Origin of the sequence: Listeria goaensis, from assembly GCF_900186125.1 — a bacterium.
Taxonomy (GTDB): Bacteria; Bacillota; Bacilli; order Lactobacillales; family Listeriaceae; genus Listeria; species Listeria goaensis.
In genome coordinates this window covers 1-12,054 of the sequence record NZ_FYBQ01000010.1, presented here as the reverse complement: position 1 = coordinate 12,054, position 12,054 = coordinate 1, and the positions used below count along the sequence as shown (strand labels likewise).

The 12,054-nt window shown below is 42.8% G+C and carries 12 protein-coding genes; 7 read left to right on the top strand and 5 right to left on the bottom strand.

Features of this window, described 5'->3' with window-relative positions:
* Positions 1-7: 7 nt before the first annotated feature.
* The 3 genes from CFT42_RS11070 to CFT42_RS11060 all read right to left on the bottom strand — a co-directional run bounded on the left by CFT42_RS11070 (position 8) and on the right by CFT42_RS11060 (position 2,506).
* Positions 8-709 (bottom strand): GntR family transcriptional regulator, encoded by a 702-nt coding sequence (locus CFT42_RS11070; RefSeq protein WP_088816146.1) that lies wholly within the window; start codon positions 707-709, stop codon positions 8-10.
* Between the two features lie 2 nt (positions 710-711).
* Positions 712-1,443, bottom strand: a complete 732-nt coding sequence (locus CFT42_RS11065; protein WP_088810634.1) for a GntR family transcriptional regulator — start codon at positions 1,441-1,443, stop codon at positions 712-714.
* Between the two features lie 103 nt (positions 1,444-1,546).
* Complete coding sequence (locus CFT42_RS11060) at positions 1,547-2,506, bottom strand: AraC family transcriptional regulator (protein WP_240310402.1); 960 nt, start codon at positions 2,504-2,506, stop codon at positions 1,547-1,549.
* Positions 2,507-2,656: 150 nt separating this feature from the next.
* Here CFT42_RS11060 and CFT42_RS11055 point away from each other — a divergent pair, with 150 nt between their 5' ends.
* The 6 genes from CFT42_RS11055 (at position 2,657) to fucO (ending at position 9,062) form a co-directional block, all read left to right on the top strand.
* The gene (locus CFT42_RS11055) at positions 2,657-3,964 is read left to right on the top strand and encodes an MFS transporter (RefSeq protein ID WP_088816144.1); all 1,308 of its coding nucleotides are present in this window, start codon (positions 2,657-2,659) and stop codon (positions 3,962-3,964) included.
* Position 3,965: 1 nt separating this feature from the next.
* Entirely contained in the window at positions 3,966-5,399 is a 1,434-nt protein-coding gene (rhaB, locus tag CFT42_RS11050) for a rhamnulokinase (RefSeq protein ID WP_088810631.1), read from the top strand.
* Entirely contained in the window at positions 5,392-6,663 is a 1,272-nt protein-coding gene (gene rhaA, locus CFT42_RS11045; RefSeq protein ID WP_088810630.1) for an L-rhamnose isomerase, read from the top strand. The genes rhaB and rhaA overlap by 8 nt, the downstream gene beginning before the upstream one ends.
* Before the next feature lie 11 nt (positions 6,664-6,674).
* Positions 6,675-7,508, top strand: coding sequence for a rhamnulose-1-phosphate aldolase (gene rhaD / locus CFT42_RS11040; RefSeq protein ID WP_088810629.1), 834 nt, complete (start codon positions 6,675-6,677; stop codon positions 7,506-7,508).
* A 12-nt stretch (positions 7,509-7,520) separates the two neighbouring features.
* Positions 7,521-7,835, top strand: coding sequence for an L-rhamnose mutarotase (gene rhaM, locus CFT42_RS11035; protein ID WP_088810628.1), 315 nt, complete (start codon positions 7,521-7,523; stop codon positions 7,833-7,835).
* Positions 7,836-7,910: 75 nt separating this feature from the next.
* Positions 7,911-9,062, top strand: a complete 1,152-nt coding sequence (gene fucO, locus CFT42_RS11030) for a lactaldehyde reductase (protein ID WP_088816143.1) — start codon at positions 7,911-7,913, stop codon at positions 9,060-9,062.
* 26 nt (positions 9,063-9,088) lie between these two features.
* Here the strand turns inward: fucO and CFT42_RS11025 are convergent, their stop codons facing one another.
* Both CFT42_RS11025 and CFT42_RS11020 read right to left on the bottom strand, forming a co-directional pair.
* Entirely contained in the window at positions 9,089-9,409 is a 321-nt protein-coding gene (locus CFT42_RS11025) for a nitrous oxide-stimulated promoter family protein (protein ID WP_208611159.1), read from the bottom strand.
* A 12-nt stretch (positions 9,410-9,421) separates the two neighbouring features.
* Complete coding sequence (locus tag CFT42_RS11020; protein WP_088816141.1) at positions 9,422-9,988, bottom strand: TetR/AcrR family transcriptional regulator; 567 nt, start codon at positions 9,986-9,988, stop codon at positions 9,422-9,424.
* A gap of 244 nt (positions 9,989-10,232) precedes the next feature.
* On the opposite strand from CFT42_RS11020, the gene CFT42_RS11015 reads away from it, so the two are divergent.
* Positions 10,233-11,699, top strand: a complete 1,467-nt coding sequence (locus CFT42_RS11015; protein WP_425268597.1) for a LysM peptidoglycan-binding domain-containing protein — start codon at positions 10,233-10,235, stop codon at positions 11,697-11,699.
* The last annotated feature ends 355 nt before the right edge of the window (positions 11,700-12,054 follow it).

Below are 12,054 nucleotides of genomic sequence, written 5' to 3'. Positions count from 1 at the left end.
TTCCTCCTTAGTTAAAATCGACTACATATTTGGTTGACTGGGCATCTTCATAACGATTTTGAATGGCAATGGGCACTCCGTTTTCTGCAAAAAACAGGCTACTTAATTTGAATACGGGGGCATTTTCTTGCACATGCATTGATTTTATTTGCTCATTACCGGCTAAAATAAGTTGAAGTTCCTGCTCAAGCTCAAACAATTTATATTTACCTGAATTGACAAGCTCTATGACATTAATAATTTGAAAATCATTCGCTTGTAAATTAGGATATAAACGCATTGGTAAAACAAGTATGTCTAGCGTTGTTGCGCGCTCATTTTTTTGAGTAAATTTAATGTAATAAATAAGCTCATTTTCCTTAACGCCTAATTTTGCCGCATAAAACTTCCCTGCTTTACGCACATAAAAGTCTTTTATTTCCTTTTTCGAGTCCTCATTGGTGTTATTTTTCATAACACCTGTCATCTCTAGAATGTTTTGCGCGGTTAATTTTGGCTGCACATAAAGTCCGACACCATTTTTTCGCATAACAAGCCCTTCATTTACAAGTAAATCCACCGCGCGGCGAATCGTAGTTCGGCTACTCGAAAAAATGTCCTGCAATTCCGTTTCATTTGGCATTAGCATTCCCGCTTTATATTCATCGCGATTAATTTTTTCTTTTATTTCTTGCGCGATTTTCTCAAAAAGTGGCTGTTTTACGCCCATCTTCACTCATCCTCCAAGTAATCAAAAATATGTTTCGCGTTGATTTTATATTTAATTTGATTACCAATAAGATACTGTTTACTATATTCCACTGGCTCATCATTTTGGTCGAACGCCTTACTCACAACCTCGAAAAGCGGCGTTTCAAGCGGGACTTTCAAGCTATCTGAAAGCTCCTCGTCCGCCGACACAAAGCGCAACTCTTCTCGCCCGTAGGTTGGCCGCGTTTTAAATTCCTTTTCTAAAACATGGTAGAGCGATCTATTGTTAAAATCGATTGCCGCAATACCCGCAAATCGCCGAATGTCTACGTACGATATTTCGAAAGAGAACGGCCTTCCAGAAACCTCCCGCAAACGAATTAATTTGAAAACCGGCTGATTTAAATCGAGTCCAAGAAATTGGTTGACTTCAGGAACCCCGTTCGCTACTTCATTTGAAACCACTGTAATGATTTGCTCACCGGGGAGCTGGCTACTCATTGAATTCATTTTCAAAATATTAATGGTTTGTTTCGTGTTGATGACCATGCCTTTGCGATTTCTTTTTTGCACGATGGCCTCTTTTTCAAGCGTATCAAGCGTCCGCCTGAGCGTTGTCCGGCTTACGCCTAGCTCTGTTTCAAGCGCGCGTTCCGATGGCATATCGATTTCACCACTAGCTGTTTTTTCTTGCACAAGAAACCGCAACTGCTCCTCGCTTTGAATAGCCGGCGATATGTCTTTGTACTCCATGGCGACACCTCCTAAAAAGATACAGCTAAATATATTTTTAATACCAACTTCATTGTAATCGCTTGCATTTTGTTTGTCAATAGCTTTTCAAAAAAAGAAAGTATCACGGAGATACTTTCTTTTTTCGCCTTTCTAACGGGAGCGCTTCATATTTTATTTTGTAGAGCGAGTAAAAATGTGTTTTGTTTTGGAAGCCGACTTGTTCGATAATAGCGTTAATGGGGATGTTCGTTGTTTCGATTAATAAATTGGCGGCGAAAATTTTTTGTTTGTTAACAAGTTCGGTGAATGTTTGGCCTGTTTTCTTTTTAATGACATTGCTTAAATAATTTTTATTGTAGCCGAGCGTATCAGCAGCTGTTGTAAGCGTTATATCACGGTATTCTTTTTCAATTAAGTGTAGCGTATTAAGCGCTACGTTGTCCGTTTCCGAGTGCAAACTGCGCACCTCATCCGACAAGTAAGTATCACATTTGCGGACGAGCTCGGTAAATAAAATCGGCAAGTATAGTGTGATAATTTTGGTTGAAAATTCTTCATCACGAAAATATTCGGTTATAATTTGATCTAAAATTTGCTGGATGTGCGGGATATTGGCGCTTTTGAAGATAATATATTTTTTCATACGGTTGCCAGAAACGCTGGAGTTTAACAAAAAATCATACACGAGACTGTTTTTCTTCTTTATTCCGGTCAGCCATTCTAGGTTAATATTTTTATCCCGAAAAAGAATGTTGATCAAAATATCCTCCTCGCCCATCGCTCCGATTGAGTGATGGCAACCACTGTCGAGTAGCAGAAGTTCCCCTTTGTTTAAAACTTCGGGTTTTCCTTCAATCGTTTGATGACACTGTCCGCGGAGCATATAATTGAGCTCTAAAAATTGATGAGAGTGGTTCGGATAATCGGCAAAGCGGTTATGTTTACTGATGTAAATGTCTTTATTTCGAAAAAAGTATTCATTTAGCAAATTCATATTGCCATCTTTTTCAGAAAACGATTTTTTCGGGTAATCCATGATGAAATCGCCTGTTTCTTTTTGAACCTTTTCTTTACTGTTCATGCGGTATAACCTTGATTTAATGACCTCATCCACGATGCTCACCACCTGTATATTTGATACTATTATTATAATCCTACGTTATTGTAAACGCAATCATTCAAGAATATATTATAAGTAAGCGCTTAACAAAAATACGTAGGAGGGTTAATTATGAGTACAGTTGCAAAGGAGAGCAAAAAAGGAACCATCGCGGTATCCTTAACAAATTACTTAGACTCAGGTTGTATTGTTGCAGGTGCAAGTGGCTTAACTTTATGGGCCAGCGAATTTGGTTTAGATAGTTTTGCTGTAGGATTACTAGGTGCGGTGAGTGCGAATGCGTTTGGTTCTGCTTTTGGAGCGTTAATTGGCGGTCATTTGGCCGATAAATATGGTCGGAAATTCATTTACACATACAATATGCTGGTTTACATTTTAGGTGTTGCAATCATTATGTTTGCGATGAACTTTACGATGCTATTGCTTGGATTTTTAGTTACTGGATTGTCTGTTGGGGCAGGCGTTCCCGCTTCGTGGACGTATATTTCTGAAATGGCAAACCCGAAAATTAGAGCTAGAAATATCGGCATTTCACAATTTGCTTGGTCATGTGGCCCAGCGATTATCTTTACACTTGGTATTTTAGTTTCACCACTTGGGCTTTTTGGAAACCGCTTACTATTTTTATCACTACTTATTGTAGCTATTGTAGCTTGGTCGCTGCAACGCCGTTTAGATGAATCGAAAGACTGGGAAGCGGAGCAAGCAAAATTAAAAGCGGCGGGCACAAAACAGTCGCATCCATTCAAACACGCTTTTTCAAATATGATAAACATTAAATCGATTTTATTTTTAGTTGGCGTTTACATGTTTTGGAACTTGGTTGCTGGCGCAATGGGCTTTTTCATGCCATTTGTTTATGAAACGGTTGGCGGACTTACAAATACGCAAGCAAACTTACTTCAAGCTGTTTTATGGATTCTAACAGCCGCAGCTACTTATTTCGGATTTGCCAAATTTGGCGACCGTGTCAGTCACAGATGGTTATTTTTCGTCGGAGCCGCAATGGCAGTTGCCTCATGGGTTGTACTTACTTATGTTGGCATGTCTTGGGTTGGTCTTTGGACGTTCGTTATCCTTTGGGGAATTTCAGCAGGCATCGGGGCGCAAGCTTTTTATGCACTTTGGTCAACCGAACTCTTCCCGACGCAGTACCGCGGCGGAGTCCAAGGCATTATGTTCTTTATCGTTCGCGGAAGCGCCGGCATTTGGTCGATTATTTTCCCAGTTATTCTCACCAACCTTGGTTTCACTGTAGCAGGAACTATCATGATTGTTTTACTCGCTATTTCGCTATTCATTGGCATCATTTGGACACCAAATACTCGCGGGCGGACACTTGATGATATCACGGAGGAACGTTACGGCGCTTTAAACAAAAAAGAAGTGAAAGCAACTCTTGCAAAGGAAAGTGATTGATGTGAAACACTATGTAGCAGTTGATATTGGGGCATCGAGCGGGCGGCTTATTTTGGGAGAAATCGCGCAAGATAAACTCGTTTTACGGGAGGTGCACAGATTTAAAAATGGTTTTACGTTCCGAGATGGCCATGACCGGTGGGAAATCGACCAATTGATTCGCGAAATTTTCGCCGGGCTTACGAAATTAAAACAAGAAGGCATCGCAGAGTGTAGCCTTGGCATTGACACGTGGGGCGTCGACTATGTTTTGATTTCAGAGGAAGGGCAGAAACTGGCCGATCCGATTAGTTATCGCGACAAACGGACCGAGGATAAAATGACCGAAATGACCGCGCTTTACCCAAAAGACTTTATTTACAAAAAAACCGGGATTCAGTTTTTGGAATTAAATACACTCTACCAATTGTACGCGGAGGACAAAAACCAAATTAAGAAGGCAGACAAAATTTTGCTCATCCCTGATTATATTGGCTACGTATTAACGGGTAAAATGGTCGCTGAAACGACGAATTCGTCTACAACACAAATGCTTAATTTGCGGGAACAATTGTTTGACGCTGAGCTTCTCGCCCACTTAAATATCGACCCGAACAAGTTTGCCAAATTGACGGATGCGGGAACGACGCTTGGCGAATTGCTTCCAAAATGGTACGACGAATTCGACATTCCAACTTGCGAGGTCATTACAGTGGCGACGCATGATACCGCTTCAGCAGTCGTTGGAACGCCGCTTACTGGTAGTAATTCCGCCTTTTTAAGTAGTGGAACATGGTCACTCCTTGGCACGGAATTATCTGCGCCCATTACAAGCGACCGCGCCTTTCAGGAAAATTATACGAATGAATGGGGCGCATACGGGACGTATCGCTTTTTGAAAAATATTATGGGACTTTGGATTGTGCAGGAAATTGCTCGTCAGGCGGGGCATTCGATTTCGTTTGCGGAGATGGCTGAGGAAGCAAATCGTTATCCGTATTTTACGAGCGTTATTGATGTGAACGACGCCCGTTTTAACAATCCGGAAAATATGATTGTAGAAATTCAAAATTATTGTCGGGAAAATGGGCAGCCGGTGCCGGAGTCAATTGGGGAGCTGACAAACTGTGTTTATTCGAGCCTCGCCATTTGTTACCGGGACGCACTAAAGACGCTAGCTGAAATTACCGGCGAACAAGTTCAGTCGCTCCACATTGTTGGCGGAGGCAGTAATGTTGCCATTTTGAACCAATTGACAGCTGATCTTGCGGGCATTCCCGTTTACGCTGGACCAAGCGAGGCGACGGCCACCGGGAACTTATGCGTGCAAATGATAACAAAAGGCGTCTTAAAAAATATGTCTCACGCAAGAAACATCGTTCGTTCTTCTTTTCATATAAAAAAATATGTTCCAAAAACGAGCGATTTAATTTTAGGAGGGAAAATCAATGAGTGAAGTAGAAAAACGTTATGAGAGCGCAAAAAGCCGTTATGCGGCGATTGGTGTAGATACGGAGGCGGCTCTTCGGAAGCTGCAAGAAATCAAAATCTCGATGCACTGCTGGCAAGGCGACGATGTGAAAGGGTTTTTAAATCCTGGCGGCGAACTGACTGGCGGCATTATGGCAACGGGCAACTACCCTGGTGTGGCGACAACGCCGAATGAGCTCCGCGCTGATTTAGAGAAGGCTTTTTCGTTAATTCCCGGGAAACATAAAGTGAATTTGCACGCGATGTACGTGGATACGGATGAAAAAGTGGATTTAGATGAGATTGAGCCAAAACATTTTGAAGGTTGGGTGAACTGGGCGAAGGAACACGGGCTTGGACTCGACTTCAATCCGACTTTCTTTTCGCATCCGATGTTTAAAGACAATTATACGCTTGCTTCTCCTGATCAAACGGTTCGCGATTTTTGGATTGAGCACGGGAAACGTTCACGGAAAATCTCGGAATATTTCGGGCGCGAATTAGGGCAAACGAGCATTAACAATTTCTGGGTTCCAGATGGTATGAAAGACAATCCAATTGACCGTCTGACACCTCGGAAACGCCTAATGGAGGCACTTGATGAAGTTTTTGCGGAAAAATTGGATGAAAATTTCACGCAAGAATCAGTGGAAAGCAAACTTTTCGGTTTGGGCGCTGAAGCGTATACAGTTGGCTCTCATGAGTTTTATATGGGGTACGGTTTAACACGTGATAAATTAATTTGTTTAGATGCTGGGCACTTCCATCCAACCGAAGTCATTTCAAATAAACTTTCCTCCTTAGCTTTATTCAGCAAAGGGGTTATGCTCCATGTAAGCCGGCCAGTGCGCTGGGATAGCGATCATGTTGTGCTCATGGACGATGAGCTTGTCGAGATTGGCCGTGAGCTTGTGCGTAATGACTTATTGCCGATTACAAATATCGGGCTCGATTTCTTTGATGCGACGATTAACCGTGTCGCTGCCTGGGTTGTCGGCGTTCGCAACACCCAAAAAGCACTTTTAAAAGCACTCCTTGAACCGACCGCTGATTTGAAAAAAATGGAGCTTGCAAACGACTTTACATCGCGTTTAGTTTTCACAGAGGAACTAAAAGACTTTCCTTACGGGGATGTATGGAATTATTTCTGCGAGCAAAACGGCGTTCCAGTTGGGCTTAACTGGCTTACGGACGTGCGTGATTACGAAGAAAGTACGCTGTTAAAACGAAACGCAATTTTAGAACGATAGGAGTCTTAAAAATGGTGAATCAAATAGTAAACAAAATTGAAACTGCCCCTTTTGTAGAAGAAATGGTCGAAACGGCAAGCAATTTGTACCGCCTAGGCTGGGATGAACGAAACGGCGGAAATATTAGTTACTTGCTTTTCGAGGAAGAAATCGCGCCTTATTTGGATGCTAGCAAAACTGTCCGCAACATTCCAATGGATTTTGATGGCAGTGCTCTAATCGGCAAATATTTTTTAGTAACGGGATCAGGCAAATATTTCAAAAATGTGCGAAAAGCGCCTAGCGAAAATATTGGTATTATCCGCGTTGCAAATGACGGGAGAAGCGTAGACCTCCTTTGGGGACTTGAAAACGGAGCTGTGCCAACAAGCGAACTTCCTTCTCATTTTATGAGCCATATCGCGCGCCTCGCTGTCAACCCAAATAATCGCGTTGTCATGCACTGTCACGCGACGCATCTTTTGGCGATGACTTTCACGCACAATTTAGATGAACGCCTCTTCACCAGAACACTTTGGCAAATGTGTACAGAATGTCTGGTCGTCTTTCCAGATGGTGTTGGCATCATTCCTTGGCTTATCCCGGGGACGAACGAAATTGGCACGGCGACTTCGGAAAAGATGAAGGAAACTCGCCTCGTCGTTTGGCCGCATCACGGTATTTACGGGGCCGGCGAAACGATGGACGAAACATTCGGTCTAATTGAAACCGCAGAAAAAGCCGCGCAAGTTTACACGATTGTCCGCGCACAAGGCGACGTTTTACAAACGATTACCGATGAACAATTGCACTTGCTCGGCGAACGCTTTGGCGTCACCCCAAAAGCCGGTTATTTGAACATATAAGGAGGAATCCACATGGAACGCATTGCACAACTCATGTATTTGTACCCAGACAAGCAAGAGGAATACAAAAAACGCCACGACGAGCTTTGGCCTGAGCTTGAAGCCGCATTAAAAGCGCACGGGGCAAGTAATTACTCCATTTTTTTGGACAAAAACACCGACATTTTATTTGCGTATCTGGAGGTCAGTGATCTTTCGCGGTACAACAAAATCGCGGACACTGAAATTTGCAAAAAATGGTGGGCATACATGGCGCAGATAATGAAAACAAATGAGGATAACAGTCCTGTCACAAAAGATTTACGTGAAGTATTTTATTTAGCCTAGCGAGTTACGGGTCGCCAGTTGCGGCCCTTTCGCGCATTGTTTTTTGTGATATTTCGAACAAAGGAGAGGATTTTTATGGTAAACCGCATGATTTTAAATGAAACTTCGTATTTTGGGAAAGGTGCGATTTATAAAATTGCGGATGAGGTTCAAAAACGTGGATTTCAAAAAGGCTTTTTGGTGACGGATAGCGGCCTAGTTGATGCGGGTGTGGCCAAACGCATAACGGACATTCTGGATGAACACCAATTGCCGTATACGGTTTTTGATGGCATCACGCCAAACCCTAATTTAGCGGTCGTAAACGCCGGCGTCGCTGCCCTAAAAGCGTCTGGCGCTGACTATATTTTGGCGCTCGGGGGAGGTTCCCCAATTGACGCGGCCAAAGCACTTGGCATCATTTACGCAAATCCAGAACACGCGGGCATTTTAAGCCTAGAGGGAGAACCTGGAACTAAAAACCCGAGCTTGCCAATTTTGGCTGTCCCGACAACATCAGGAACTGCTGCCGAAGTGACGATTAACTATGTGATTACTGACGAGGCCAACAACCGCAAATTTGTTTGCGTCGACCCGCACGATATCCCTGTATGCTCTTTTATTGACAGCGACATGATGATGGGCATGCCGAAAGCGCTTTGTGCCGCAACAGGAATGGACGCTTTAACCCACGCCATCGAAGGTTTTATTACAAAAGGGGCTTGGGAGCTAACCGACACCTTGCACTTAAAAGCCATCGAAATAATTAGTCACGCCCTTCCTGCTTCTGTAGACGGTGATTCAGCTGCACGCGAAAAAATGGCGCTCGGTCAATATATGGCTGGAATGGGCTTCTCAAACGTGGGGCTTGGCCTCGTTCATGGCATGGCTCACCCACTAAGCGCTTGGTATAACGTACCTCACGGAGTTGCCTGCGCCGCACTTCTTCCGATTGTGATGGACTACAACAAAGACTTTACGGGGGAAAAATATCGAGAAATTGCCCGTGTCATGGACATTCCAAATGTTGAAGCTTCCTCAATTGACGAGGTTCGCATAAAAGCCGTAGAAGCCGTGAAATCACTCGGCAAACAAGTTGGCATCCCACAAAACATCACCGAACTCGGCGTTCTAGAAACTGATTTAGAAGCCATTGCAAAAGATGCCCTTAAAGATGTCTGCACTGGCGGAAATCCGCGTGAAACTAGTTTAGAGGACATTTTATCACTTTATAAAGCGATGTTATAAAAAACGCCAGGGAGACCTGGCGTTTTTTAACTCCTCATATTCTTAATTACATGGCGAACAGCCCAAATTGGGTGGTGAAACAGCATTCTCGGACCTGAAAAGCGCATAACTTGCTTGATTTTATCGCGATAGTCGGCGCGGTAGCAATGAACACTACACTTCTCACACGTGCCTTTTTCTTCACCAAAACGGCAAAAATCCAAACGTTTCATCGCATAATTTTGCAAGTCTTGACAAGTATCGCATAAGCACGGCGTATGATGGTTTTTCTTGCAATATAGCTCAATCATTGCTGTAACCGTCTGACGTTCACGCGTGATTTTCGGTCCATTGTTCACTATTCTCATTCCCATTCGCCTCTATTTCATTAATTTATCCAAAACATTTGTTAAAAGTTCCGCATTAATCGTAATTTTAGGCGGTCTCGCATAAATCGTATCATTGACCCGCTCAACCATCGTTAATAAGATCACACTGTTTAAAACAAGGGAAATTGTTTCCGATTGTTCCGATTTCTCTTTTTCGCGCATGAATTGCTTAATTTTCTCCCCAACTTTTAGATATAAATATTCAATTATGGTCGGATTGATGAATTCCATGTCCTTACTGCCCATTTCTTTCACCGAAATAACCATAAACGCTTGGTATTTATCATAAAGAGTGAGAATAAATTCACTGGCCTCTTTTAAAAAGCTGTGACTGTCTTCAAAATCGCGCTCAAAAAAGCGATTGATTTCCTCTTGCATCATCTCAAATTGGAATTCAAGAGTCATATGAATCAAATTTTCTTTGCTTTTAAATTTTTTAAAAATGGTCGCCTCATTAATTCCCGCCGCTTCAGCGAGTTGGCGCGTAGTGGAACCTTTAATGCCATTTTGAGCAAGCATTTTAAGCGTTGCCTCCATAATTGACTCTTTCGTAATCACTTGTTTTCTCCTTCCTTGCACACAAAGCAAGTACTTACTTAACAAAAGTATAGCAGAGGATGAAATGTTGTTCAAGAGGTGTCCTCTTTTGACTAATAGTCTGCAGAATCACAGAACTGTAATCTGTTTGAAATAGCAACTGAAAGGGAAAAATGGGATAATGATAACTAAATTAGTGTACCTAGCCCGGGAAGATTTCCCTCAAAAGGAGTGACCATGTTTGAACAAAACAAGAAAAGAGAGGATTTTAGCTGCCCGCAAAAACGGACAGTTAAATAAAAAGAAAAGCGCTCTACAAACAGGAGCGAAAGTTGCAAGCTTTACAGCTATCGCAAGTACAGCTTTAGTCCCTGCGTTTTCAACTGTAGTGAGTGCAGATGAAGTCGCAAACAACAGTCAAAACGATAAGACACCTGCGAAAACATTAGAAAATCAGCGTGCCGCTACCGGAGGAAAAGAAACGGTTTCCGTTAAACCACTCGTAAGTTATTCTTCAGGCGCAACGTTTAGTAACTTTCAAAAAACGACACTAAAAAGCACAGCTTCGGTTCAAAGTTTTATCAATCAGATTAGTTTAAGTGCTTCCCAAATTGCTACTGCAAATGACTTGTATGCTTCCGTCATGATTGCACAAGCGATTCTAGAAAGCGCCTACGGAACAAGCGCCCTCGGTTCAGCGCCAAATTACAATTTATTCGGCATAAAAGGCACATACAACGGACAATCCGTTTTAAAACAAACGTTAGAAGATGACGGCAATGGCAATTATTATCCTATTAACGCTCATTTCCGCAAATATCCGTCATACCACGAATCTTTGCAGGACTATGCGCGCGTCATCCGAAACGGTCCGTCATGGAACCCGAACTACTATGCCGGCGCTTGGAAAAGCAACACATCATCTTATCTCGGCGCCACCCAAGCACTGACCGGAACATACGCAACCGACACAAGCTACTCCGTCAAACTAAACAACCTGATCAAAACTTATAACTTAACTCAGTACGACACACCCGGAAGCGGAACAGGTTCAGGAAACATCGTCGGCAGTACTTATTATACTGTGAAAAAAGGCGACACCTTGTGGAGCATAGCTACGCGCCACGGATTGTCTGTCTCGAATTTAAAATCATTAAACAACTTAAAGAGCAACACCATTCACATCGGGCAAAAACTCGTCATAAAACAAGGCACACCTAGTGGTAGCAGCAATACATCGGCCACGACATACAAAGTAGTTTCTGGCGACACGCTTTGGCGAATTGCTACAAAATACAAAACGACACCCGCCAATCTTAAAGCTTGGAACGGCCTAAAATCCGATACCATTCGTGTCGGACAAGTTTTAAAAGTGAGCGCAGGTAGTACAAATACCGGCGGAAGCGGAAGTTCAACCACTGCCACGTACACCGTTAAAAAAGGTGACACACTTTGGAAAATCGCAACAGCCAACAAAACGACTGTCGCAAATATTAAGTCTTGGAATAAACTACCGTCAGACGCCATACGAGTTGGGCAAAAGCTCATCGTTTCAAAATCCGCTAACACACCGTCTAGTTCAAAACCAAGTACAGCAAGCTACACCGTAAAAAAAGGTGACACGTTATGGGGTGTTGCCTCAAAGAACAAAACTTCCGTCACCAAATTGAAGTCCCTCAACAAACTAACAAGCAACACGATTTATGTTGGGCAGAAATTGAAATTGAAATAAAAAAAGGAGTTGCGGCATCTTGCAACTCCCAAAAGTTAGACTTCTGTAGAGTGGCTTTTCCCACTCTACTTTTTCATGTGGTAGATTGCTTCCTTTAGCAAACTTTGCCAACCAATTTGTCTGGTTCGTCTTGTTGTTTCATCGGCAACATAATCCACATCACCTGTTCCAACTAGATATTCTTGTACAATCGTTAACTTTAATTCTCTCAGGAGTTCTTCGCTACCCCTTCTATACGTCGATGCTCCCGCGTTTTAGTTGGGCGATCAATGTGCCTAAATTGGCCACCACTTTATCCGCCTGTTTGTCCAGTGCGAGAACCGCCGCCGCTTTGTTATCACTTAACTGATACTTA